At 64.0% G+C, this 24,868-nt stretch carries 26 protein-coding genes; 15 read left to right on the top strand and 11 right to left on the bottom strand.

The annotated features are described in order from the left end of the window. The 6 genes from BT173_RS19360 to BT173_RS12635 form a co-directional block, all read right to left on the bottom strand. Positions 1-480 (bottom strand): hypothetical protein (locus BT173_RS19360; RefSeq protein ID WP_139256150.1); only part of this gene is annotated, 480 nt, incomplete at its 3' end. Positions 481-584: 104 nt separating this feature from the next. Continuing rightward, positions 585-809 (bottom strand): hypothetical protein, encoded by a 225-nt coding sequence (locus tag BT173_RS12655; protein WP_072429025.1) that lies wholly within the window; start codon positions 807-809, stop codon positions 585-587. Further along, entirely contained in the window at positions 802-1,023 is a 222-nt protein-coding gene (locus BT173_RS12650; protein WP_139256149.1) for a hypothetical protein, read from the bottom strand. Before BT173_RS12650 ends, BT173_RS12655 begins: the two co-directional genes overlap by 8 nt. Positions 1,024-1,110: 87 nt before the next feature. Next, the gene (locus BT173_RS12645) at positions 1,111-2,265 is read right to left on the bottom strand and encodes a phage/plasmid replication domain-containing protein (protein WP_072429023.1); all 1,155 of its coding nucleotides are present in this window, start codon (positions 2,263-2,265) and stop codon (positions 1,111-1,113) included. A 255-nt stretch (positions 2,266-2,520) separates the two neighbouring features. Continuing rightward, positions 2,521-2,751, bottom strand: a complete 231-nt coding sequence (locus BT173_RS12640) for a hypothetical protein (protein WP_072429022.1) — start codon at positions 2,749-2,751, stop codon at positions 2,521-2,523. A 1-nt stretch (position 2,752) separates the two neighbouring features. Beyond that, complete coding sequence (locus BT173_RS12635; protein ID WP_072429021.1) at positions 2,753-3,097, bottom strand: hypothetical protein; 345 nt, start codon at positions 3,095-3,097, stop codon at positions 2,753-2,755. Positions 3,098-3,290: 193 nt separating this feature from the next. Between BT173_RS12635 and BT173_RS12630 the strand changes: the two genes are divergently transcribed. After that, positions 3,291-3,725, top strand: a complete 435-nt coding sequence (locus BT173_RS12630; protein ID WP_072429020.1) for a hypothetical protein — start codon at positions 3,291-3,293, stop codon at positions 3,723-3,725. A gap of 284 nt (positions 3,726-4,009) precedes the next feature. On the opposite strand, the gene BT173_RS12625 is transcribed toward BT173_RS12630, so the two are convergent. The 5 genes from BT173_RS12625 to BT173_RS12605 all read right to left on the bottom strand — a co-directional run bounded on the left by BT173_RS12625 (position 4,010) and on the right by BT173_RS12605 (position 10,166). Then, positions 4,010-6,304, bottom strand: coding sequence for a di-heme oxidoreductase family protein (locus BT173_RS12625; RefSeq protein WP_072429019.1), 2,295 nt, complete (start codon positions 6,302-6,304; stop codon positions 4,010-4,012). 189 nt (positions 6,305-6,493) lie between these two features. Further along, positions 6,494-8,077 (bottom strand): methyl-accepting chemotaxis protein, encoded by a 1,584-nt coding sequence (locus BT173_RS12620; RefSeq protein WP_072429018.1) that lies wholly within the window; start codon positions 8,075-8,077, stop codon positions 6,494-6,496. Between the two features lie 107 nt (positions 8,078-8,184). Then, on the bottom strand, positions 8,185-8,400 hold the full coding sequence (locus BT173_RS12615; RefSeq protein ID WP_072429017.1) for a heavy-metal-associated domain-containing protein: 216 nt from the start codon (positions 8,398-8,400) through the stop codon (positions 8,185-8,187). Between the two features lie 68 nt (positions 8,401-8,468). Then, a complete protein-coding gene (locus BT173_RS12610; protein ID WP_072429016.1) occupies positions 8,469-8,771 on the bottom strand; it encodes a hypothetical protein in 303 nt (100 codons plus the stop codon). Between the two features lie 84 nt (positions 8,772-8,855). Then, a complete protein-coding gene (locus tag BT173_RS12605; protein ID WP_245794172.1) occupies positions 8,856-10,166 on the bottom strand; it encodes a sigma-54 interaction domain-containing protein in 1,311 nt (436 codons plus the stop codon). A gap of 347 nt (positions 10,167-10,513) precedes the next feature. Between BT173_RS12605 and BT173_RS12600 the strand changes: the two genes are divergently transcribed. Genes BT173_RS12600 through BT173_RS12540 form a run of 14 tightly spaced genes read left to right on the top strand, consistent with a single transcriptional unit; the run spans position 10,514 to position 24,868 of the window. Further along, positions 10,514-10,747, top strand: coding sequence for a DUF3467 domain-containing protein (locus BT173_RS12600; RefSeq protein ID WP_175545599.1), 234 nt, complete (start codon positions 10,514-10,516; stop codon positions 10,745-10,747). Between the two features lie 4 nt (positions 10,748-10,751). Then, positions 10,752-11,369: a Pvc16 family protein gene (locus BT173_RS12595; protein ID WP_072429014.1), complete on the top strand. Its 618-nt coding sequence runs from the start codon at positions 10,752-10,754 to the stop codon at positions 11,367-11,369. Beyond that, the gene (locus BT173_RS12590) at positions 11,366-12,250 is read left to right on the top strand and encodes a hypothetical protein (protein WP_072429013.1); all 885 of its coding nucleotides are present in this window, start codon (positions 11,366-11,368) and stop codon (positions 12,248-12,250) included. The genes BT173_RS12595 and BT173_RS12590 overlap by 4 nt, the downstream gene beginning before the upstream one ends. 36 nt (positions 12,251-12,286) lie before the next feature. Further along, positions 12,287-14,164: a phage tail sheath family protein gene (locus BT173_RS12585; RefSeq protein WP_072429012.1), complete on the top strand. Its 1,878-nt coding sequence runs from the start codon at positions 12,287-12,289 to the stop codon at positions 14,162-14,164. Between the two features lie 20 nt (positions 14,165-14,184). Next, the gene (locus tag BT173_RS12580) at positions 14,185-14,634 is read left to right on the top strand and encodes a phage tail protein (protein WP_072429011.1); all 450 of its coding nucleotides are present in this window, start codon (positions 14,185-14,187) and stop codon (positions 14,632-14,634) included. 47 nt (positions 14,635-14,681) lie between these two features. Further along, complete coding sequence (locus tag BT173_RS12575) at positions 14,682-16,706, top strand: phage tail sheath C-terminal domain-containing protein (protein ID WP_072429010.1); 2,025 nt, start codon at positions 14,682-14,684, stop codon at positions 16,704-16,706. A gap of 3 nt (positions 16,707-16,709) precedes the next feature. Continuing rightward, positions 16,710-17,264, top strand: coding sequence for a phage tail protein (locus BT173_RS12570; RefSeq protein ID WP_072429009.1), 555 nt, complete (start codon positions 16,710-16,712; stop codon positions 17,262-17,264). After that, positions 17,264-18,487 carry a CIS tube protein gene (locus tag BT173_RS12565; RefSeq protein WP_072429008.1) on the top strand — a complete coding sequence of 408 codons (1,224 nt, stop codon included), beginning with the start codon at positions 17,264-17,266 and terminating at the stop codon, positions 18,485-18,487. The genes BT173_RS12570 and BT173_RS12565 overlap by 1 nt, the downstream gene beginning before the upstream one ends. Positions 18,488-18,497: 10 nt before the next feature. Beyond that, complete coding sequence (locus tag BT173_RS19660; RefSeq protein ID WP_175545598.1) at positions 18,498-18,674, top strand: hypothetical protein; 177 nt, start codon at positions 18,498-18,500, stop codon at positions 18,672-18,674. Between the two features lie 11 nt (positions 18,675-18,685). After that, positions 18,686-19,774, top strand: a complete 1,089-nt coding sequence (locus tag BT173_RS12560) for a phage late control D family protein (RefSeq protein WP_072429007.1) — start codon at positions 18,686-18,688, stop codon at positions 19,772-19,774. Then, the gene (locus BT173_RS12555) at positions 19,771-20,427 is read left to right on the top strand and encodes a phage baseplate assembly protein V (RefSeq protein ID WP_072429006.1); all 657 of its coding nucleotides are present in this window, start codon (positions 19,771-19,773) and stop codon (positions 20,425-20,427) included. Before BT173_RS12560 ends, BT173_RS12555 begins: the two co-directional genes overlap by 4 nt. After that, positions 20,424-22,274: a hypothetical protein gene (locus BT173_RS12550; protein WP_139256148.1), complete on the top strand. Its 1,851-nt coding sequence runs from the start codon at positions 20,424-20,426 to the stop codon at positions 22,272-22,274. The genes BT173_RS12555 and BT173_RS12550 overlap by 4 nt, the downstream gene beginning before the upstream one ends. Further along, the gene (locus BT173_RS12545; protein ID WP_072429004.1) at positions 22,271-22,660 is read left to right on the top strand and encodes a GPW/gp25 family protein; all 390 of its coding nucleotides are present in this window, start codon (positions 22,271-22,273) and stop codon (positions 22,658-22,660) included. The genes BT173_RS12550 and BT173_RS12545 overlap by 4 nt, the downstream gene beginning before the upstream one ends. 6 nt (positions 22,661-22,666) lie before the next feature. Next, positions 22,667-24,868, top strand: coding sequence for a putative baseplate assembly protein (locus BT173_RS12540; RefSeq protein WP_072429003.1), 2,202 nt, complete (start codon positions 22,667-22,669; stop codon positions 24,866-24,868).

The following is a 24,868-nucleotide window of genomic DNA, read 5'->3' as shown; positions in this document are numbered from 1 at the left end:
ATTGTTGCGACAGAGGGTTAATGCCGGGCTCCCTTTTAAAATAGTGCCCTTGAGATCGAATGAGCCACCAGAGAGCGCAAGACACTTGGAAACACACTTGCCGCCCTGGTTAATTTCGCCGGGAGGGCAATCGACAGCGGTTTTAAGGCGGCGACAATAATCCTTATACGGGCTACTAAAATTTCCAAGCGCCCAGCCTTGAGATGTATCGCAAGAAGGACTGGCGTTGTAGTAAAAAACAATGACCTTGTTTTCATTAACAAGGGCTTGTGAACGTTTATTAAAGAGACTGCCTATCCAGGGCTGAAGTGTAGTGTTTTGGTATGCCGGGGGCTTTTGGCAAGGCTTTGTATCATCAGGGGATGGGCCGCCGCAATTGCCATAGACAAACCAATTTGGCTGATAAATATATTGGTAATTAGGGTCTTCTGCGGCAAGCGCAAAACCCAAAAACGCAAAGGCAAGAAATAAATAACGCATAGCCAATACCAAAATAAAAGGGGCCGAAGCCCCTTGTGTCACGCGCTGGCCACCTGCCAGAGGGCCGGCAGGACCATCAGGAGGAAGAAGTAGCCTTCCACCTATTAACGGCCACCGAAGGACAGCACCTTGGCGAATGCAGCCTTGGCCAAGTTCATGCCGAGCTTGGGCAGGAAAAGCGCGCCCATCAGGCCAACACCCCAGATCACCCAGGTATCAGCTTCAGCACCGGCATCAATTGTCGGCGGGGTAACTGCGGCCATAACTTGGCCGGTGGTAACGGTTGCGAAGGTGGCAGCAGCTGCCAGGGTTTTTACGAACTTACTCATTGCCTTGAGACCTTTCTTTCGAGAAGTCGAGCACTTGACGCATTACGGAGCCAATGAACCAAAGCAAGGCACATGCGGCTGCGTAAGTCCCCGCCTGCTCGACGGATAGCGGGGGTAAGCCTGAATAAGGTTGTTCGCCCGAGGCGTAGACGATGTAGCCGGTGCAAGGCTGCTCGTCTGTGAAGCGGGCGAAGCCATCGACGGTTTCGATCACGCATCTAGGCATGGTCGCCACCTGCCGCCATGTGCGGCGGCTGAGGCCGCCGCTCACGGCGGCAGCTGGCTGGATGAAAGGCAGACATTAGGCGGCCTGCCTGTCTGCCCAGAGGTCGAGCTGGTTGGTGTTGTCGACGACTAGGCGGAGCTTGTGTTGATGCGGCCAGTACCAGTCGGGAGCCCGGTCGATAGGCTTGATCTGGATGACGTTGATGGTGATCGGCTGGTAAGGCACAGACGGATCGTGCGGCTGCATGATGTCGATGCCGTAATCGCGCAACATCTTGGCGTGGCGCCAAAGCGTGGTACGCGACAGGAATGTTGAGGGAATGCCACCACGCAACCAGCTGTCAGCAGTGGCGCGCACTTTGGGCGGCAAGGTGGTTAAGTCGATAGATGCAACATCCGCTTTGGTGCGGCTCAGGATTTCGATCTCGTCGTGATAAAGGGCTTCGAGCTTGGACATGGTGATGTCTCCGAGGTAACGCAGGCCTGCATCGCGCAGCAGCAGGCGCTTGGCTTTAAGTTCGGCGCGCAGTACGCCGTTTTGGTGGCAGTACTGGTAAACGGGGTCTTCGAGGATTTCGGTTTTCTTGCGGCCGTGTGGGTGGGCCAGCATTTCGGGGGCTTTGAGGTAGAAATCCACCTTCTTGCGGGAGTTCTTGCCGCCGCCGAATGAGACGGTGGTAGGCCCTCCCCTGCCCTTTTTCACGTGCGACATGGACTGCGTGTTGAGCCAGTCGATTGCGGCCTGTGCAGCGGCCATCGAGCCGCATTCATGGTTTTGGGTGAGGTGGAGTTCGGAAACGACCGCGCCAGTCCAGGCGAAGAGAAGGCCGTGCTTCAGGTCGTGCTTGCTGGGATTGGGCGCCATGGCCATCTGGCCGGGCGTGAAAGGCGGCAAGCCGTGGAGCGCGCACAGGCGGTTGCAAAGGTCGATGGTGCGATCAAAGTCAAAGTTGAAGACATTGTCGGGGCGACCGTAGCGCCCGATATTGCCTTCAAGTGTGACCTTGTAGCCGTCGGAGTGAAGTACGACGAGGCTGTCAAAGCTGCCTTCGATATGGCGGCGGCTGGTGCTCTGCCACTCGCAATCAAGCTCGCCGGTTTCCTCGTCGCGGGTGTACTTGGTGACAAAGCCGGAATCGACGCGCGGGAAGGCCGGGCCGAATTCGCCGGAGTCGTTACGCACGCCGGGGTGCACCTGACTGATGCGGATGAAATCGACAAAGACGGTCATGACGCACCACCAGTTTTCCCATTTTGGGAAAAAAGACGGGGGGTCAGCGAGGGTGAAGCAGTCTCAAATTGAGAAAAAAGACGGGGGTTAGGTGACTGAAAACGGGGGGTCGAAATGGGGGCTTCTGTTTCAAAATGAAACAAAAGACGGGTGTTACCAGTCACCCGTCCAAAAACCGGCTCCCGGTTCTCGTGACTAGTCACGAAAACCGGTTGCGCGGATTGGCGGCGGCAGGTGCCGACGATGCGGAGCATGTCAGGCGGCCTGCAGCGCACGAATGCCGGACGAAGCCGACCAGTGCGACAAATCAATCGGGGCTTCAAGGTGCAGGCGACGATAGTCGCGCTCTCCGCTCAGCAGCTTTTCAGCGTCATTGGCGCAGGTCAGGCAGCCGCACAGGTCGCCACCGCAGGAGCAGGTAGCGTTTTCGTTGCTGGAGGGCTCAGAGATAGCCAAGCAGTCTTGGCAGAGCAGGTGCTTGGACATGTCACACCGCCTTTGCTGCTGCCGGAACCGCAGGGGTAGCCAGCGTGGCGTTAACGGCCTTCTTGCGGGTCTCCAGGGAGCCGCGGCGGCCTTTCACCATTTGTTCCTCGATCTGGACATCGAGGTCGCAGGGGTACGGGAAACCGTAGAACTTGGCGGCGAAGCTCGGCTCGACGTCGAAGGCAACAGCTTCCTTGCCGAAGGCGAGGCGCTGCATGTTGGCGTTCTGGTTGCCGCTCATATCCAGCTCAATCATCAGCTGGGCGAAGTCGTATTCCTTGCCAGTCTCTTTGGCCTTGCCCTTCATGTGGACGAAGCCGCGGCAGTGGAGGCGCATGGTAGTCATTGGTGTTTGCTCTCTGTGGTGTGGTCAAAAAAAGACCCGGGGCTTATGCCGGGTGAGTAGGAGGAAGCGTTTCAGGGGGAAAGAGCGGTAGACTTCGCAAAAACCGGTGTCAGATTTTCCTTTCGGAAGAAAAATCTGACGGAAAGTTACACGGCAGAAAATTCTTACGCAATGAAAATCTTACGGTGCGGACATGCAAACCCTGAATGACCTGCTCGAAGCGGCAGCGAAAAAGCTAGGAACAGACGAGAAGCCAATCAGCGAAAGTCGGCTTGGCGACGAGCTGGGGGCGTACAAGCAGAAGCTGTACGACTGGAAAAACGGACGAGGACAGCCGGACACCTATGCGGTGTGGCGCTTGGCTGAAATCCTGAAGATGAACCCGCTGGAGGTGTCGGCGATCATTGAGGCCGAGCGGGCAAAGAGCGACGAAAGGAGGTCATTCTGGGAGGACCAGGTGAAACGATTTCGGTCGTCGATTCAGGCGGTTCTTTTGGGGCTAGGACTGCTGATGGCTTACGGAACACTGCCCCACTCTGAGGCTAAAGCAGCTTTAATAACAAATGGTTATCAAACCGTTACCCCTAATAAGCAAATGTTTATTATGTCAAGTCGTGTACCTGGATAGAACCTTAAATCACCGAGGTGTCCGGCTTTGTAAACGCGCTTCTCCTACTCCTGAGTTGTTGTTCGCAGCAAAGCGAGCAATGAGTTTCCTGCGCCTGGGTTGCTTGGCCTGCTCATCTTCGCTATGCAGTGCGCTGTAGACGATCGTGCCCACCCTATGTGTCTTCCCCAGCGCTAAGTGCGCAGACTACCCGATGCAAATTTAGCGCACATGAAAAGCCACGACGGCCAAGGCCGTCGAGGCTTGCTTCACTTGCGCGTTGACTAAGCCAGCAATCAGCGCGACTACAGTGTTTCCAGGAAAGCAACCAAGGCGGCGCGATCTGTTGCTGGCAGCGCTTCAAACTTCCTGCGCGTGGCTTCCGCTTCGCCGCCGTGCCAAAGGATGGCTTCCATCAGCGTGCGGGCGCGGCCGTCGTGCAGGTAGCGTGCTTTATCGGCGCCGCCCTGGGTGAACTTCAGCGTGCCGACGCCCCATAGCGGCGGCGTGCGCCACATGGCGGGCATGGCCTTGTATTCCTGCACGGTGTCGGCCAGGTCCGGGCCCATATCGTGCAGCAGCATATCGGTGTACGGCCGTATGGTCTGGTTGCGCAGCTCCACAAAGGGATGGGTGTTGCCGGTCTTCAACTGTGCCGTATGGCAGCTGGTGCAGCCCGTGCTGTTGAAAACAGCTGCGCCGCGTGCCACGACTACTGGATCGACATCGTGCTCGACCGCGACCCGCATACCGGCCGGATAGCCGCTGCGAACGCTACGCTGCGCCGGCACGCCGAGCAGGGATAGATAGTGGGTCAGGCGCTGCAGCTCCGCTTCGCTCACGGCTGGCGCACCAGCACTGCTACGACAATCGGCTGCGCCACGCTGGCAGCTGTGCTTGGGGTAGCTGGTGGTGGTCACGCTCATATCGTTCATCAGCGCTTCGGCGGCCTGGTGGCGGATGCTGGCCTTGCCGGCCTTCCAGCCGAAACGTCCTACGCGCGGCTGGCCGGTATCCGGGTCGGTGACCAGGTTGAACACGCCACGGATGCCATCGCCATTCCTGTCGTCTGGGTCGGCCATGGCCACGATGGTCTGCTCGGGTAGCGCTTCCAAGAGGCCCATGCCGATTACCTGTGGCGCCTGGCGCACCGACATCAGCGCTGGCCGTGCGCCCTTGAATGCATACACCGGCTTGCGCAACTCTACCTGGGTGCCGTCCGGCAGCGTGCGTAGCTGAGTGTCGTACTGGATGATGCTCACGTCATAGTCATTGGCCTTGCCGCCATTGGCATGGTGTTGCACGTTCAAGCCGTAATCGGGGTGCGCAACGCGACGGCCTTCATTCATGGCGGTGCCGGTGGCAACCAGCATCATGTCCAGCGGTGAGCCAATCTCGGCTGCGCTGCTCCGCCCATTGTTCACATGGCAGGCAATGCAGCGTTCCTGGTTGAAGCGCGGCCCAAGCTGGCCGATATGGGCGCTGAATACCGGATTGGTGCGGTCGTGCTCGGAATGCGTGCCGTCCTTGAATGAGGTGTGGAACAGGCGACGGCCCTCCACAAAGCGTTGCAGGTTCTTGATGCCGATATTGTTGGCTGGCTGCTGGAATACCCGCATCGGCTCATCGGCATAGTTGTACGAGATGCTGGTGTCGCCACCCAGCAGGGTGTCATCAGGCAGCGGCTCGGAATCCAGATTTGGCGCAATCCCATACCAGGGACGCATGCCCTTCCCTACCACATAGAGCTGCTCCAGCGAGTAATAGCGGCTACCGCCGCCATCGATGATGGCCTTGCCACTCTTGGCCGGGTCGGTGGTGGCTTGCGAGTAGTAGCGATTGCCACTCTGCAGCGGCCAGCCAGCCTTCTTCGGGTCTTGGTTCATCTCCCAGCGTGCCAGACGCACGGCCGGTGCCAGCTCGATCTTATCGCCGATCTTGAGCGGGCTATGCGGATCGGTGCGCCAGTTCGAGGTGAACTCGATCATGCAGTCTTCTCGCGGCTGATCGGTGTGGCAGAAAGGCAGGCCCTTTTCGGTCGGATTATTGAAGCCGGTGTTCATCGACCAGCCGTAGTCGCGCACTTCCGGGTTCTGGATATTGCGGAACAAGCTGAAGGTGGTGCCATCGAAGCTGCCGCCATTGGCGCGCAGGAAGATCTGTATCTTGTTGCCGCCGGCCGGAATGGTGTCGCGGATTTCCAGGCCCAGGGTGCGGTTCTGGAAGTAAAAGGTCGGGAAAGTGAAATAAGCGCCCGGCCCACGGTCCGCCTCGAACCAGCCTTCGCCGCGCTCACGGGCGTGCCGGTCGGTAGTGCGAAAGCCTGCCAGCGTCACCAAGGTGCCGTCAGCCTCGCGGTACTGCAATTGCTCCAGGAATTTGGTGCCTTCGGGAAAGAGCGGCACATAGCCGTCTGCCGTGACCGTGCCCTTGCCGGGCACGCCCTCATTGGGCGTTGCGCCTATCGGTGTGCTGGTGCCTGGCGCATCCCCTCCTCCGCCGCCACAGGCGGAAAGCAGGCCAGCGCCCAGCAAGGCCAGCAGTGCGCTGCGACTTAGATATGCCGGTCTACTTCGGCCGGCCGTATGTAATGTGTGCATCGTCTTTCCCTCTGCCAGAGATTAGAAAGCCCCGCATCACTTCCCCTGATGAACTGCTTGATTTTATGCGGGCGGAATATACGCCAGCTCACTAGTAAAAACTCTAAAAGCAAATCAATTTTTGCTAATTTGTCGTTTTCCTACCCGTAGCCCGACCGTGGCGACTACAGAAAGGCCTATGTTCGCCAACTAGTCGAGCTGGAAACGGCGCGCGGCCTGCTCCAGGCGCGCCGCGCCGGCGCTCAGCCCGCTAGCTTGCCGCAAGGTGGCCTGCATCTGCTCGGCGGTGTCCTGCGCCAGGCTGTTGATTGCCTGTACATCCTGGCTGATCTGCCCGCTGGTTTGCGATTGCTCGCGCGTGGCCTGGGCAATGCTGTCCATGCGCTGCTGTACCTGCTCGGCCATGCGCTCGGCCTGCTGCATCAGCTGGGCAATCGTTTCGACTTGACCCAGCTCCTCCACCGCCAGCGATTCCGCCTGATCCATGGCCTGGTGGGCCTCATCCATGCTGGTGGCCAAGCCACTCAGAATCGTGCCGATTTCGCCGGTCGCGCCGGCGGTGCGCTCGGACAGCTTGCGCACCTCATCGGCCACCACGGCGAAGCCGCGCCCGCTCTCGCCCGCCCTGGCAGCCTCGATGGCGGCATTCAAGGCCAAGAGATTGGTCTGGCTGGCGATGTCCTTGATCAGTGCGCTGACGGCCGTCACCTTGCCCATGGCGCTACCCAGCGAAGTCAGCGTCGTACGGGCGCGCTGTACGCTGCCTTGCAATAGCTGCATATCGTGTAGCGCCTGGCCGCTGCGTTGTTCGGCCTGGCGTGTGAGCTGATTCGCGGCTTGCGCCGCCTGGTCCGCCGCCTGCGCAAAGCTGCCCACGGTATGCACCGACCCTGACAGCTGCGCGACCGCCGCGCCGATTTCACCCACCTCACGGCTTTGCTGGGTGGTGAACTGGCCGACCTGTTCGGCGCGCGTGCTCAGCTGGCCGGCTTCATGGCGGGTATGGGCCACTTCCTGCTGCACTTCGCGCAGCAGCTGGCTTAGCACCGTCACAAAGCCATTGAAGGCGCGCGCGAGCTGGCCCAATTCATCCTCGCCCTCGGGCAGACGATGACGCAGATCACCACCCTGCATGCGCAACGCCTCGGCCTCCATCTGCTTGAGGCGCCGCTTCAGGCGGCTGGCCAGCAAGAACTGGCCAGCAATCACCACCAGCGCGGCCAGCAGCAGCGGAATCAGCACGCCACGGAAAATCTGCTCGGTGGTCTGGACGATGCGGGCCTGCAACTGGGCGGCATGCTGGCGCTCGCGCCCCACCAGCGCATCCAGCGCGCTAATCATTGGTGCCAGCTGCAGTTGGTAGATCTGCTCGGGAATGCCCAAGGCATCCTGCGGGCTGCTCTCGGCGATGCGGGTCGCGCTGCTGAACTGGCGTATGTACTCAAGCCAGAATTGGTCGATCAGCCCCTTCACCTGCTTGGCCTCGGCATCGGACAGCAAGGGCTGCAGTGCTTGCGCCGCCGTACGCACGGCCTGGTCGGTGCTGGCCAGTTGCGCGGCGGTCTCGGCCAGGATGGGATCGGCGCGCGCCACCGAGAGGGCGCTGGCCTTGATCTCCAGCAGCAGATTCACACTGCGCTGCCCGGCCTCGTAGTGGCGGAAGTCCAGCCTGAGCGTACTCAGGCTCCAGCCGGTGAGCGCCAGAACTAAGCCGAGCGCCAGAGTGGTGAACAGATTCAGCAGCAACAACTGCCGGGATAAGGTGAGGCGCATGGCGATGTCGAGGGCTGATAAATTAGCCATCGATAATATGAATGCTCTGTGGCAGGGCGATGACAAGTGCCGACCGTTGATCGCCTCGGCATCGCCCTGCACTTTGCCTAACTGTGCGCCACACTCAGCGTGGGGCGCGGCGCAAACCCCGCCGCAGTTAGCGCCTCAGCCAGTTGCGCCTGTGTCAATTCGCTGACGATGGAGACCCGCCCCTGGGCGCGATCGACGTTGACCTGGGCGTCAGGATCGAGCTGATCGATGGCGCGCTGGATCTTGCCTACGCAACTGGCGCAGCCCATGCCCTCCACATTGAACTCATACATATCGCTACTCCTGTGTTTGCGGCCGGCTTGGCCGTCCACACAGGCTGGGGCTTGCTGCCGTGGCAAGGTCAAGCGTCGTGCGTATCGATGCTGTTGGGCAGATGTTCGTTGATCAGCTGTTCGAGCATCTGCGCGATGCTGAGCCGGGCTGCACGAGCCGCCTTGCGCAGGCGCGACAGGCTGATGGCATCCAGCTCACAGGAGAACGGCGTGGGAATCCGCGCTTGCAGGTCCTTTGATTGCAGACCGGCCAGCTTCTGCTGCGCACGGCTGCGTCGCTTGCGTTCGGCACTACTCATTGCCTGCTCGCCCAGGCTGGGGCGACCGCGGCGCGGTTTGGTGGGTGGGGTTGAGGTGGCGGGCTGCGACATGGTGGGCGTGGTCGATAATCGTTATGCGCAGTCTAGCCTTATTTTGTGACATGTCACATTAATTGCGACGTCCCTAGTCCAAACTCAGCGCTTGGGCGTATCAAGCCCATAGAACTTGAGCTTGCGGTACAGCTTCATGCGCGACCAGTTCAGCGTGCGCGCCACTTCCGATTTATTCCACTGGGTATCGATCAACAGGCTGCTCAGCTGACTTAGCTCATCCTGTGCTTGCGGTCGGCTGCTTGCCCAGCGCATCAGCTGTGGTGGCAGGTCGCTCAGGCCGATCTGTTGCCGCTCGCAATTGATGGCGGCGAGCTCAATGGCATTGCGCAGCTCGCGCACATTGCCGGGCCAGTGATAATCGAGCAGGGCTTGGCTCGCTTCTGCCCCCAGCTTGAGCGGCCGGCCGATGCGCTGGCAGCTCTCGCGCAGGAACTGCTCGGCCAGTAAGCCGATGTCCTCGGCACGTTCGCGCAGGCTCGGCAGTTCGATCGGGGCAACATTCAGGCGGTAATACAGATCGAGCCGAAAACGCCCCTGGCGGCATAGCTCGTCCAGAGGCTGATGGGTGGCGGCGATCAGGCGCACATTGCTGTGCTGTGCGCGTGTGCTGCCCAGGCGGAAGTACTCCTGATTCTCAATGACGCGCAGGATCTTGGCCTGTGCGCACAGCGGCATATCGCCGATTTCATCCAGAAACAATGTGCCGCCCTCGGCCGCGGCAAACTTGCCGGCCTGGCTGCTGTGGGCGCCGGTGAATGCACCGCGTTCGTAGCCAAACAGCTCCGATTCGACCAGTAGATCAGGCAGGGCTGCGCAATTGATGCTGATCATAGGCTGGCCACGGCGTGGGCTGGCGGCGTGTATGGCATTTGCCACGCATTCCTTGCCAGTGCCGGTTTCGCCGCTCAGCAGCACCGTGCTGTCATAGGCGGCAATGCGCTGTACGCGCTGGCGCAGCTGGCGCATGGCAATCGATTGCCCAAGCAGTGCGCTATTGCCGGCTGCTTCCGAGCCATGGCGCTGGCTGTGCTGGCGACACCAGCTGTCGAGCTCGCCCGGCCAGGCAATCACATCACCCAGGCCACGGCGCAGGGCCAGGGCGTAGTGGGCGGCTTCCGGTTCCGGGTGGATCAGCACCATGCCCCTGCCCTGCCCGGCCGTCTGCAGGCCCAGCTCATCGAACAGACGGCCCAGGCGCTCGGCGCTGGTGTGGCTGATCAATGCATCGCAGCCCAGGCTGTCGCGACCGAGCGCCTGTTCGCGCAGCTCGACCGCGCAGCTTTGCTTGCGCAGGCTGCGGGCAACACGGCCCGCCAGCGTCAGATCAGCCTGGGTGGCGGCCATCAAGGTGAATGAAGCGTTGTAGTGCGCAGCCATCGTGGCGGCCCTCACACGCGGCGGTTCTTGGACCGTTGCTTGTCTATCGTCCCCGCTGGGCCGGCAGCGCCTTGTTAGCGCCCTGTTCTGCCTGACCGCGGGCTTCCTCCTGCTCCGTGATGCATGCACCACGGCGAGACAAAGTGTCACATCGCCTGTTACAGCGCCGGCAGTACGCAAAGCCCCGCTGGCGAAAATATATAAGTTTTATGGCGTGTTTTGATGTTACACCCCGTCGTCTCAAATGCCATGACAATGCAATTAATTTTTGCGATTTGGTTTATTAACATGCTGATTTATTTGACATAGAACCTGTTGGTATCTTGCTTGCTAAGTAACGATCATGTCCGGGATGCATGGTCGTGAAAGCCATTGAGACGCCGCTAGCCCAATACGCCAACCAGTTCCGCATCGGTCACAACCAGAATGAGTTCGTGATCGAGTGCTGCCAGCAATATGCGGGCAGCCAGGAGGCGGCGCTGGTGTGCCGTCTGGTGCTCACCCCTACCTCGGCCGAGCAGTTGCGCGCGGTGCTGGACGACAGCCTGCAGCAGCATCTGCGTCTGATCAGCAAGCAAAAATCGGGGGGGCAGTAAGTCTATGTCGGGCTTTGCGGGCATCGCCGCAGTGGGAAAGAGCATTGAGCGTTTGCTCAATCTGGCCTTCAACGAGCGCCAACCGGTGAACGGGCACAACACCCGTGCAGTGCTGATCCGCACCGAAGACCTGATGCACAAGAACGTCCAGCAGGCGATAGGCACGTATGCGCTGTCCATCTATCTGTACCGCGTGGATTTCAACAAGGCCATGCGCGCGGCCTGGTCGGCGGTTGGCTCGGCCGACGGCAAGGGCCATCTGGCCCTGGACCTGCATTTCCTGCTGTCCGCCTGGGCCGATAACGCCGAGCACGAACACCTGATCCTCGGCCGTGCCATGCAGGCGATCGAATACACACCGGTACTGTCCGGCCCGCTGCTGTATGCGCCGGCCCTGGCGCCCGCGCTCGATGATGAGCCACAGCCTGGGGCCAGCGAAGCCGTGCAGCTGCTGCTGGAGGAAATCTCCACCGAGGCGCTGATGCGCACCTTTGATTCCCTGCCGGCCGATTACCGCCTGACCGTGCCCTATGTGGCGCGCGTGGTGCGTATCGATACCTTCGAGAGCCGTGCCACGCCGCCGGTAACCGATGCCGACATCGCCTTGCGGGTATCGGCATGAACGACATCCTGACCCTTGAACAGACCGTGCCGGTGATGAGCGTGCAGCACCGCCTGGCGCTGGGTCTGTCGTGCATCGATGCGTTGGCGCAAAGCCCCGCACATGGTGGCTTGCGGGTCGAGCTCGAGTCGATTGGCCCCTATCCGCTGCCCTACACGCTGGAACGCCATCGCGCCGACCGGCACGCCGCGCGCTATGCGGGCCAGATCAAGCGCGTGATGGCGCATGCGCTGGCCGAGGGCGTCGATACGCACTGGGTGCTGCGCGTATTTGGTGGCGCACTGGATGGCAAGCCCGCTTACCGGCCGGAAAGCGATGCGCGCCGCTATGTGCCGCGCCGCCTGGCCATTGAATTGAGCATGGATGGGCCGCTGCCGGCCGCCACGCCGCTGAATATCCGCACGCCCTGGCTATGGCCGGCGGCCGCCTATCCGCTGCCCGGCACGGTCAGCGCCGTGCGTGGCCGTGTGCTGCGTGGTGCCAGCCTGGCCAGTGGCCTGGCCGTGCCCTGGGCGCGGGTCATCGCCACCGTGCCGGCCGAGCAGGCTGATTTCACTTTGGCCAGCCGGGTTGGCCATGCCCATGCCGATGCGCAGGGCGAGTATGTGCTGGCACTGGATGCACGTGCGGTCAGTGGCGCAGCACTCAGCAACCCGGTGCGTGTGCGCCTGTGGGCGTTCGCGCCCGTGGCAGCCGTACCGGCTGACCCGCTCGACCCGCTGGCCGCCTTGCCCATCGAAGCCTGTGGCACGGCCAGCATCAACGATGTCTTGCGCGGCACCGCCGTGCCGGCGGCTTACACCGCCTCGGTATCCACAACTGCACAACTCAGGCTGGGCGAAGTGCTAAGCGGCAATGGCGCGGCGCTCCTGTTCACCTAGCAGCTCGCGATCGAACCGGAAATAAGGAGAAAGGCAATGCCAGAGTATCTTGCCCCTGGGGTCTACGTCGAAGAGGTCAGCTTCCGCTCGAAGTCGATCGAAGGCGTGCCCACCAGCACGACCGGCTTTGCCGGCTTTACCCGCTTTGGCCCGGTGCAGTATGCGGGCGGGCCCGCCAATGTGGGGCCGCGGCTGATCACATCCTTCACCGAGTTCGAGCGCGTGTATGGCGGCCTGGAGGAAATTGGCTTCCTGAACGGTGCACGCACCAACTACCTGGCCCATGCGGCGCGCGCCTTCTTTGCCAATGGTGGCAAGCGCCTGTATGTGTCGCGCGTATTCAAGGATGCGGTGGACGACCTGGCCAGCAGCCATGTGGCCAGCCTCAATGTGCCGCTCAGCACCGGCAGTGCCGACTGGCGCGCGCGCTGGCCGGGTGAGATGGGCAATGTGCTGGTCGATACCCGCGTGGTGCGCAGCAAGAACCTGGCCTTTCAGCATGCCGACGACCCAAACGACATCCTGAACCGCGATAGCTGGGGTGTGCAGGTGCAACGCGTGCGGCATGGCTCGGTGGTCGAAGTGCTGCCCAGTGCCGGGCCCTTCCCCAAGGACAACGACGCGCTGAACGAGGCCAATCTCTTCGTGGTGCAGATCGATAGCGATGGCCGGCAGACCTTCGCAGCCGTGGGCGGCGGTGTACCGGCGCCCTTCCCCTTCCTGCTCGGCGAGCGGGTGATCTTCCTGGTCGAGCTGCGCGTGCTGGTTTACGGCCCATCCGGTCGGCTCGACAGCTACGAGGAGCTCGGTGCCCATCCCGCCCAGCGGCGTGATATTGCCAAGGTGCTGGAAGCCGACGACCCGGAAGACGAGAACGCGATGGTCTACCTCGACTGGGCCTACGACCCGGCCGATCTGTTCGGTCCGGCACGGCTGATGGCCGGCTTGCGCAGCGTGCCGCAGAAGCGCCTCAGTGGTGGGCGCGATGGCAATCTGCCCGGCCCGGATGAGCTGGCTGGCAAGGAAGCCGACCCCGACCACGCCAATGTGCGTGCCACGGGCCTCGAGGCGCTGGCCGAGATCGAGGACATCGCCATCGTGGCCATGCCTGATGCGGGTGCCTATGAGGATGCCGATGTGCGCAAAGCGGCCGCCGACAAGCTGATCAGCCATGCCGAGCGCTGCCGTTACCGGATTGCGGTGGTCGATGGCCCAAAGGCCAGCTCGATCAGCGAAATCCGCGACTTCCGCGGTCAGTTCGACAGCAAGTACGCGGCGCTCTACCACCCGTGGATCGAAATCCTCGATCCGCTCTTCCCCATCGTGCCAGGCACGCCGCCGCGCAAGCTGCTGCTACCGCCTTCCGGCTTCGTCACCGGCATCTATGCGCGCAGCGATATCGAACGTGGCGTGCACAAGGCGCCGGCCAATGAGGTGGTGCGCGGCCTGACAGCCTTCGAGATCAATATCAACAAGGCGCGCCAGGATGTGCTGAACCCAGAGGGCGTGAACTGCCTGCGCTTCTTTGAAGGACGCGGCAGCCGGGTATGGGGCGCGCGCACCATGAGCTCGGACCCGGAATGGAAGTATGTGAATGTGCGCCGCCTGTTCATCTACATCGAGCATTCGATCGACAAAGCCACCCAGTGGGCGGTGTTCGAGCCGAATAACGAGCGGCTGTGGGCGAATATCCGCCGCACCATCGAAGACTTCCTCTTGGTGTTGTGGCGCGATGGCGCGCTGATCGGCGAAAAGCCCGAGCAAGCCTACTTCGTGCGCTGCGACCGCAGCACGATGACCCAGAACGACCTCGATAACGGCCGGATGATTTGCCTTGTGGGCCTTGCGCCAAGCCGGCCGGCCGAATTCGTGATCTTCCGCGTGGGCCAATGGACGGCCGACGCCAAGTCCTGAGCTGATTCAAGGAGCAGATGATGGCAACGCTACGCGACAACCCCTACGGCGCCTTCAATTTCCTGGTCTCGCTCGGCACGGGCGACGAGACCAGTGTGGTGGCCGGCTTTTCCGATGCCAGCGGCCTCGGGACCGAGATCAATTATTCCGAGTACCGCAATGGCAATGAGCAGTTCAACACCGTGCGCAAGGTGGCCAATACCTTCAAGCAGGAAGACGTGACGCTCAAGCGCGGCCTGGTCGGCTCGACCGATCTGTTCGAGTGGGTCAAGCAGGTGCGCGAAGGCGCCACCCTGCCGCGCCAGGTCACCATCACCGTGCTCGACGAGGCGCGCAAGCCGGTGCTGAGCTTTCGGCTGCGCAATGCCCAGCCGAAGAAATGGGTTGGCCCCACCCTGGCTGCCAAGGGCGGTGGCGAGGTGGCCATGGAGGAGTTGCACCTGACCCATGAGGGGATCAGCTACGAGTAAACCCGGTTGCCGGGCGGTCGACCCGGCACCTGCCTCGGAAGCCCACCATGCTGACTACACAACGCGCCCCGCTGGCCGCCCCCGGCGTCTATGCCCTGCCCGATGCGATTGCTGCCCGGCTCAACCCGCAGCATATGGATGTGTGCGCGTTTGTCGGCGTGGCACCGCGCGGGCCGGCCTATGTGCCGCTGGTCGACCATCAGCACCCGGCCGGCTGGCAGACCATGGCCGATCTGCAACGCCCACGCCTGCGCAGTGTGGCGGTGGCGGTACGCAGCTTCGATGAATATCGCCAGCTGTTCGGCGGCTTTGAAGGGCCAGGTCTGCTGCCCTATGCGGTGGCCATGTATTTCGAGCAAGGTGGACGCTTGGCCTGGATCTGCCGCATCGTGCCGCGCCAGAGCGGCCCGGCCGTGCCGGGTGAGCCACCCAATCTGGCCGGCCTTGCGCGGGGCGAGCTGCTGGGTGCCACCAGCACGGCGCTGCCGCTCTTGGCACGCAACCAGGGCAGCTGGGGCGACAGGCTGGCAGTCACCCTCGGTTTCGCCACCCAGGCAGTCGGCTTCAGTGCCGGCCCGATGCAGCAAATCATCGTCACGCGCGCGGGCGCCGTGCCCAGCGGCAGCCTGCTGCGCATCGTGGATAGCCTGGGCAACCGGCATCTACGCTTCTGCCGCGGCACCGTCGAGCAGCCCGATGCGTTGCTGCCGCGTTCGCGCTGGATGGTGCAGCTTGATGCACCGCTGCCCGCTGCGCCCGCGCGGCTTGAACTGATCAGCGCTTGGTTGGCGGTGGATGACGGCGACGGGCGCAGCGAGCGTTTCGAACAACTGGCGCTCAGCCCCAGCCACCCACGCTTTATCGCCAGCGTGCTGTGCGATGAGTCGCGCCTGCTCTGGCCAGCCAGCAGCTGGGCTGGTGCCGAGCTGTTGCCGGCCAGCCTGAATGTGGAAACCCTGCAGGGCCGCAGCCAGGGCTTTGGCGGGGGCGACGATGGCTATGCCGCACTCGGTTTCGACGACTTCTTCGACAGCAGCTGGTCGCCGGCCGAGGAAGGGCCGGGCGAAGGCATTTGCGCGCTGGCCGGCCTGAATGGCGTGAGCCAGCTGCTGGTGCCCGACCTCTATCTCCCCAGCCAGTGGGCGGGCGAGGAAAGTCTGCTAGAAACGCTGCAAAGCGAGGCTGGGCCGAGCTTTGCACGCTGCGTACATAGCCAGGCACAGCTGGCGAGCGTGAATGTGGCGCCGAATGCCCTGATCAACCTGCTGCTCGACCCGCGCAAGGCGGGCGACTTGCAGCAGGTGGCCGATTTGCAGGCACGCGTGGTCGAGTTCTGCGAAGCCACCCAGAACCTGATCGCCCTGATCGATGTGCCGCCCGGCCTGTCGCAGGGCCAGTTCGAACGTTGGCGCGCGCGCTTTGACAGCAGCTGGTGCGCGGCCTACCACCCGTGGCTGATCGCCTCGCGGCGTGCCTTCAGCTTGGATAGCCAGCGCACCGACAGCCTGCGGCCGATTCCGCCCAGTGCGGTGGCGGCCGGCATCGTGGCGCGGCGCGAGATCGCCTTTGGCATCCAGCATGGCCCGGCCAATGAGCTGGCGCGTGAAATCGTCAACCTGGCCGAGCCGCTCAGTGCCGAGCAAGTCGCGCAGCGCTTCCCACAAGGCGGCAACTGCTTTGTGCGCGACCCGGACGGCATACGCCTGAGCAGCGCGCGCACGCTGGCGCGCGATGTGCAGTGGCGCCAGCTATCGGTGCGCCGGCTGATGCTGATGCTGCGCCGCACCCTGCTGATCGAGACCCAGTGGGCGGTGTTCGAGCCGAATGGTCCCAAGCTGTGGCAGGACCTGCGTCACGCGATCGAGCATCTGCTGCGCCGCCTGTTCCGCGCCGGCGCCTTCGTTGGGAATAACGAGGGCGAGGCCTTCTTTGTGCGCATCCGTAACGAAGCGCCGCGCCTATTGAATGGCGAGCTGCTGGTCGAGATCGGCGTGGCACCGGCCGAACCGCTGGAATTCATCCTGCTGCGCCTGCGCCGTGATGGTGACGGCACGCTGACCCTGGAGGACTGAGCGATGGACAGCCTGCTGCTGAGCACCTTCAAGTTCGAAATCAGCCTGATCCAGTCGGCCCAGGTGGTGGCCGGCAGCCAGCGCCTGCACGATGGGCGCGACCGCAATACGCCGCCCAGCGGCCAGCAATTGCTTGGCAATGGCGCGTTCCAGGAATGCAGCGGGCTGGAAGTGGAAATGGACCTGCAGGACTACCAGGAGGGCGGGCGCAATAACGGCGTGATCCGCCGCGCCGGGCGGGCCAAGTTTCAGCCGCTGGTGCTCAAGCGCGGCATGTTCTACGAGGCGGGCGACGGCGAACAGCGTGCGAATGCTGAGCTCTGGCAATGGATGCAGGACGTGATCGACGGTGTGCGGCCGATACGGCGCTACGACGGCATCGTGTATGTGAAGAGTGCGGATAACCAGGTACGCGCCACCTGGGCGTTCGAACGTGGCCTGCCCGCCAAGATTCGCGGGCCGGAACTGAATGGCAAGACTGGCGAGCTGGCGATCGAGGAGCTGCATATCGCCCACGAAGGCCTGCGCCTCTTGATGCCCAATGGAGCGACTGCCTGATGGAACTCGCCAAGGCCAGCCTGTGTGAGATCAGCGCCGACGAAGCCTGTCGCCATGTGGGCGACCCGGTGGCGGTGCAGTTCAACCCGACCTCGCTACGGGTCTCGATCAGCAATCGTAGCGCGGGCGGCCAGCAGGCTGGAGCCCAGGCGCGCCAACGCCCCGGCACCGGCGAAATGCAGGTCAGCTTCGACCTGGTGTTCGATACCGCGGACCTCGGCAGCACTGAAAACCCGGTGCCGGTGACCGACAAGACTGTGCTGGTGGAGAAGTTCGTGCGCCCGCGCGGCAATACCGCCGCCCAGCAGACCCCGCCGCGGGTCGAATTCGCCTGGGGCAGCTTCCTGGTGCAGGGGGTCATGGAGAGCGCGAACATCGAGCTCGATCTGTTCTCGCACAATGGCACGCCCTTGCGCGCCAAGGTGGCGGTCAGCATCAAAGGCCAGGACCCGCGCTACCAGTACCAGCCCTCGCCCGCAGCCTCGGGCGCGCCGGCCAGCCAGAATGCGCCGGGCGCCGCCCTGCCGGCCGATACCCCACCGGGGACGCCGGGCACGCGTGGTAACCGGCCGGCGGCCGATGAATCGGGCACCGTGGCGCAGGCCATGCCGGGCGAGAGCCTGCAGCAGCTGGCGGCGCGCAATGGCCTGGACCCGGCGGCCTGGCGCGCGCTGGCGGCCAGCGTGGCCAATCCCCTCAATCTGCCGGCCGGTTTCGAAGTAGCTTTGCCAGCGGCACTCAGCCTTGGCGGCAGCGCTGGTGGCCAGGACGTGGCGGCCCAGGCCGCGCAACTGCCGCTGCTGGCCAGCCGCAGCAGCCCGCTGAACGATGCTACCGAACCAAGCAGTAAACCAGCCCAGCACAGTGCCGGCGCGGCCAGCCTGCGCGCAGGACTGGCGCTGAGTGCCCAGGGCGGTGCGCAAGGCGCCATGCGCCAGTTGCAGGGCCAACGCGAACAGGCCAGCCAGCAGACAAGCAAGCTGGGTTTTGGCATGGCACCTACATCCGCGCCAGCAGCGCAACCCTCGCCGCGCCCCTATGGCGCAGGTCTGCCCTTGCGCAGCCTGTATGGCGACGCCGATGACCGTCTGCCCGTCAGCAGCGACCCGACCCGTCCCGGCTGGGAGGCGCTGGCGCCCACGCCGGCTCAGACCAGCCGCGCGCTCGATCGCCTGCAGCCGCGCGACCCCTGCCGCTGCAACTGCGGCCCACGCAAAGCCTGAGGAGCAAGCCATGCCCGTCAATATCGATCAAGTCAGTGCCGAGGTGGAGGTGGCTGAGCCGCCAGCACCCGGTGGGGGCGCCACCCGCCCCTTGGGCAGCCAGGATGAAGCACAGCGCTGGCGGCTGGCCGAGCGCCGCATTGCACTCGACGAGGCCCGCACCCGGGCCGTGGACTTTGACGACTGAGGCAGACTGCCATGAGCGATTCGCGCGCCCCGTTGCTGTATGACTCGACCCCGGCCATCTCGGTGGGCGGCAGCGCACGTGGCGAGCTGAGCCGCGATGTGACCGAGCTGCTGATCGAGGAGGATGGTCAAGGCCTGCGCCGGCTCAGCATGCGCCTAAATGCAGTCGGCCCGCAGCGCCAGGGGCGCGATGAACAGCTGCTGTATCTGGATGGCGCGGTGCTGGACTTTGGCAGTGAGCTGAAGGTGGCACTCGGCGCCGGCGCGACCACGGTGTTCGAGGGCAAGGTCAGCGCGCTGGAACTGAGCATGACCCAAAGCGAAACGCCCGAGGTACGCGTGCTGGCCGAGGACAAACTGATGCTGCTGCGCATGCGCCACCGCTTCTGCACCTATGAGGACATGAGCGATGCCGACATCCTGCAGCAGATTGCCGGCCAGCATGGCCTGCAGGCCCAGGCCGATATCAGCGGGCCCAGCTATAAGACCGTGCAGCAGTGGAACCAGAGTGACCTCGCCTTTCTGCGCGAACGCGCGCGCCGCCTGCATGCCGACCTGTGGCTGAGCGGCAGCACCCTGCATATGGCGGCGCGGCCGCAGCGCAATGGCGGCCGCCTGACCCTGATCCAGGGCGCCGAACTGCTGGATGTGGAGATTCGCGCTGACCTCGCCCACCAGCGCAGCGAGGTCAAGCTCGGTGGTTTTGACGAGGTGGGCAAAGCGGCGATCGACGAATCCGCCGATGCCGGTGCGGTGGCCAGCGAGGCGAGCGGCGGCCGACATGGGCCGGGCATGCTGGCCAGCGCGCTGCAGGACTGTGCGAGCTACAGGGTGCGCGAGATGCCGTTTGCCACGGCCGAGGCCAGTGCGCTGGCCAAGGCCGAGCTGCAGCGCCGTGCGCGGCGCTTTGTCACCGCACGCGGTGTGACCAGTGGCAGTGCCACGATGACGGTGGGCAGCCAGCTCAAGCTCGAACGGGTGGGTCGTTTGTTCGAAGGCGATGGTTATTACGTGACGCGCGTTCAGCATCGTTTCGATCTCAAGCATGGCTTTCGTACCGAGTTCGAAGCCGAGCGCGCCTGGCTGGGGAGCGCGGCATGAGCATGCGCAACGACGGCGAAGGCGCCCGCTGGTTCGGCCTCTACCCAGCCTTGGTCACCGATCTGGTCGACCCGGACGGACGCGGCCGCATCGAGGTGAAATTCCCCAGCTTTGGCGAAGCGGGCCAGAGCGTGCGCGCCTGGGCCACCCTGCTCTCGCCCTATGCCGACAAGGACCAGGGCCTGCAGATCCTGCCCGAGGTGGATAGCCAGGTCGTGGTCGGCTTCGAGGCCGGCGACCCAACCCGGCCCTATATCGTGGGTGCCTGCTGGAATGGTCAAGCCAGCCTGCCCGAGACGGCCCAGGCGCCTAATAACAAGCGCCTGATCAAATCCCGCGCCGGCAGCCTGTTCGAGTTCGACGACAGCCAGGGCGCGGCCAAGGTCACGGTGTCGATGCAGAGCGGCCATGAGTTGGTGCTCGACGACGCGGCCCAGTCGGTCACCATCAAGCACAGCAATGGCTGCGAAATCGTTATGAATATCGCCGGCCAGGTCAGCATCACCGCCAATGCCACGGTGGAGATCACCGCCTCGGCCGTGAACGTGCATGCGCCCACCGTGATGTGCGACGGCATCGTGCAATGCACGACCCTGATCGCCACCTCGGTGGTTTCGTCCAGCTATACACCGGGTGCGGGGAATATATGGTGAGCGCCGCTCAAGCCCATCCCTGGAAGCTGGTCGGCCCCTGGTATCGCTGGGAGCGCGCTGCCCTGCCCAGTAGCGGCCGGCAGAGTGCGCCCGCGCTGCAGAAGTTTGCCGGTGGCGAGTTCATTGCCGACTTCCTGGCCCAGCCGCAACGCTCGCTCAAGTTCGACCCGCAGGTCGATGTGGTCTCGCATATCGGCCTCTTGCCGGCTGGGGTGGGTGCCGGCCAGCTCAAGGACAAGCTCAGTGCCTTGTTTCTGAGCCAGCTGAAGACCGAGAACGGCAAGACCCGCGAAGTGCCGATCAAGCCCACCGATGTGACGGCGGCGATCCTGAAGAATATCTACCGCAGCCGCCTGGTGCCCAGCACGCTGCGCAAGCTCTACCTGCCGCTGCACGACCGCCATTATCTGGTGGTGTGCGAGCTGCATTGCGATGTACCGGGCTTCCCCAGTGTGGCGCGCAATGAGGTATGCCAGGCCGGCTTCGTGGTGCGCCGCCGCCAGCGTGTGGTGCCGGCGCACAAGGCCAACCAGGCCGCCGCGCTGGCCCAGGCGGTGCGGGTTATCGAGGCTGAGCTGGCTGAACTGCAGGAACTGGCCCCGCTGCGCGACGATCTGGCCATGAAGCGCAAAGCCGCCATTGCCGCGCTCAAGCAGCTCGGGCAGTTCGAGGCGGTGCTGGCCAAGCTCGAACAGCAGCGTGCCGAGGCGGAAGCCACCATGCAGGCCTTCTTCCAGCAAGCCGGCATAGGCGTGCGCATCGAGGGCTGGTATCCGCGCTGCCAGGATGGGAAACCGAGCAAGACGCTCGGGCGCTGGCAGCTGGCCGAGGAAGCAGCGGCCGAGGGCGCGCTGGCCGGTGACGAGCATGTCTTCCCGCTCTTCCCGCTGGTGCCCGACCCGCGTGAGGCCGGCCACGACGCGGCCGGGCGCACCATTTACTACGGCGTGGTACCGGCCGATGCGCTGCAGTACGAACCCGATGGTCGCAAGCGCTTTGACGATGTAGCCACCTACCAGATCCAGTGCTTTGTGCGTCGCCACAAGCCGGGCCTCGCCAAGCATGTGGGCGAAGCCAAGTACTGTTGCTGCGAGCGGGTCTGGAGCGCGCCGACCGAGCCCTACCGGCTGGCCGCCAGCTTCGACAGCCTGGGCTGCGCGAATCGACCCATTACCATCAAGATGCCCGATCTGCGCGAGCTGGCCGCACAGGTGGCGGCGCGCCCGCGCGGCAAGCTATCGCCGGTGCGCATCATCCAGCCCCAGCAGCTCAAGCCCAAGGTGTCCGATACCTCGGTCAGCGGCGGCAGCCTGGAAGGTGCGGCGATCTGCTTCTTCTCGATTCCGCTGATCACCATCGTCGCGCTATTCGTACTGCATATCTTCCTGCCCATCGTGGTGCTGATCTTCCAGCTGTGGTTCCTGCTGCTGCTGCGCTTCTGCATTCCGCCGCGCATCCAGTTCGGCGGCGCGCTGGATGCCAAGCTGGCCGCCCAGCCACCGAGCATGGATTTCGATGCCGACTTCAGCGTGGCGATGAGCAATCTGCCCGCGGGCGATGTGGATTTTGACCTCAATGGCCAGGTGCTGGATGCGGCGGCGCTCAATGCGCGCCTGAAGACCCATCTGATCAAGCGCATGGCCGAGGACGGCCAGCTGCCCGAGGCCAAGATCGCGCTCGATGCGTTCTCCAATAACGCCTTGGTGCCACTAAACCAGAGCTACGAGGACGCCAAGAACCAGCCGCAGGATCCCGAACAGGCACCGGCCGGCAGCGATTTTGCCGCCGGGCTCGAATACGAGCCGCGCCGTGAACCTGAATGGGTACTGCAGGGAGGACGGGGATGAACAATAGCCTCGACAGGCTGGGCCGCGGCTGGGGCATGCCGCTCTCGCCCGATGGTCAGGGCCGCCTCGCCTGGGTGGCCGGGCCGGAGAAAGTACGCCAGGCCATCTTCATCATCCTCGATACCGAACCGGGCGAGCGGGTGATGCTGCCCGAGTTTGGCTGCGGCCTGCGGCGCTTTCTGATGGCGCCAAACAATGTTGGCACCCGTGCGCGCATCCAGCGCGAGGTTATGCAGGCCCTGCTGCGCTGGGAGCCACGCATCGCCGTCGCCAATGTGGATGTGCTGGCCGGCGAAGACCCGGCGCTGATCCTGGTCGAGATCCAGTACGCGCACACCCGCGATGGCCGGCGCGACTCGCTCGTCTATCCCTTCTACCTGGAGTAGCCGCCCATGCCGCTGATCGCACCCATCCTGGACGACCGCAGCTTCGAGCAGCTGCGCAGCGAATTGCTGGCGCGCATTCCGGTGTTCAACCCGGACTGGACCGATTACAACCGCAGCGATCCGGCCATCACCCTGCTCGAGCTGTTCGCCTATCTGGGCGAAGGCCTGCAGTTCCGCTTCAACCAGATTCCCGAAGCCAGCCGCATTGCCTATCTGAAGCTTTTGGATGTGCCGCTCTACCCGGCCCGACCGGCCCGCGCGCTCTTGCGCTGGGAGAGCCAGTATCCGGGCGGCGTGCAGCTATATGCGGGCGACCAGGTACGCGCCGGCAAGCTGCGCTACACGCTGGATGCCGATGCCCAGCTCTGGCCGCTGGACTGCGTGAGCATTGCGCGCCAGCGCGAAACCACCGCGCCCGAGCTGCTCGGCCCGGAATTGCAGGACACGCTGAAAGCCACCATCGACGCGGTCGCGCATGCCTATCCGCAGGCCGGCTCGGCGCTCGCCTACCGCTGTGTGCTGCTAGAAAGCGATGGCAGCAGCCCGCCGCTCGACTTCAGCGGCACGGTTGACCAGTCGGTGTGGATTGCCGTGCTGAAGGACCCGGCCGTGTCGCTGCAGCTGGCGGCTGGACAGCGTCTGAAACTCAATCTTGGCTATTCACCCGCCGCCAGCACACCCAGCCTCGATGCGCTGAGCCCCTGCCCCGGCGAGGCCAGTGCACGTGGGCCTGGCCTGGAGTGGCGTGCCAGCACGCCGCAACTGGTCAACGGCCAGCCACGCTATATCGCGCTGCGCCAGTCGGCCGACACCTCGCTCGGCTTCAGCAACGAGGGCGTGGTGCGCTTGGAGTTACCGGCCAATCTGGCCGAGCTGGGCCTGCCGCCCGCTCCGGACGGACTGGCTGGCACCGGGGATTTCCCGCCGCCGCTCGATGATGAGCGCGCCGAGCAGGTCTGGTTCTGGCTACGTGCCTGGCGCAGCGATGGCAGTGCGATTGGCCCAAGCCGGCTGATCTGCCTGAACGCGGTGGCTTGCAGCCAGACGGTGGCCGCCGGCAGCGAGTTGCTCGGCAGTGGTTCGGGCCAGCCCGGCCAGCAGTTTGCACTGAGCCAGCTGCCGGTGCTGCTCGACCCTGCCTGGCCCTGCCAGTTGCAGGTCGAGGAAGCCGGCGCCTGGACCGACTGGCAGCGCGTCGATAATTTCGATGCCAGCAGCGAGCGCGACCGCCATTACAGCGTGGATGCCGAAGCGGGCCTGGTGCGTTTTGGCGCGCGCTACCCGCAGATCGGCCAGCGCGTGCGCATGCGCGCCTATCGCCATGGCGGCGGCGCGGCCGGCAATGTGCCGGCCCAGGCCATCAATAAGCTGGGCGATCTGATCACCGGCCTCGAACCCACGCTGCCGCTCAAGCGCTTAGGGGCCGAGCAGGCCAAGTGCAGCAACCCGTTTCCCGCCAGCGGCGGCGTGGACAGCGAAAGTCTGGAAGCTGCACTGGCACGGATTCCGGGCGAGCTGCGCCGGCGCGACCGCGCGGTGACCCGCGATGACTTCGCCGAGCTGGCCCTGCTGACCCCGGGCGTGGAGCTCGGTCGGGCCGAATGCCTGCCGCTCTTCCATGCACCCGACCGCGTGGCGCCGCGCGCCGGCACCGTCAGCGTGGTGATCTGGCCGGCGCGCGACGCGCTGCACCCGAATGCGCCGCTGCCCGATGCGCTGCAGCTGAAGCGCGTCTGCCAGTGGCTGGATACGCGCCGCCTAGTCACCACCGAGCTATTCGTCATTCCGCCCAGCTACCGCCAGCTGGCCATCTCGCTCTCGCTCAAGGTGCGCGATGGCTATGGCCTGGATGCGGTGCGCGACTGGGTGGAGCTGTTGCTGCGCCGCTATCTGGCCCCGCTACCACCGTATGGGCCGGATGGGCGTGGCTGGCCGCTGGGCCGACGTGTGCTCGACCGTGAGCTGGCCGGCGTGGCCATGCAGGTCGAAGGGGTTGAATACGTGGCCGAACTGCGCCTGGCCGGGCGCAACGATGCCGGCAACTGGCAGGAAGCCAGCGTGGTCAGCATCGCCGCGTGGGAGGTGCCTGAAGTGGCAGCCATCGCTATCGTGGACGAGGGCAGCGCCCTGCCCGCCCCTGGCCAGCTGGTCGCACCACCCGCGCTGGGCATGGCCGTGCCGGTGCCGGTATTGCGCGAGGAATGCTGA

Origin of the sequence: Chitinimonas taiwanensis DSM 18899, from assembly GCF_900119825.1 — a bacterium.
Lineage (GTDB): Bacteria > Pseudomonadota > Gammaproteobacteria > Burkholderiales > Chitinimonadaceae > Chitinimonas > Chitinimonas taiwanensis.
This window is presented reverse-complemented; position numbering and strand designations above follow the sequence as displayed.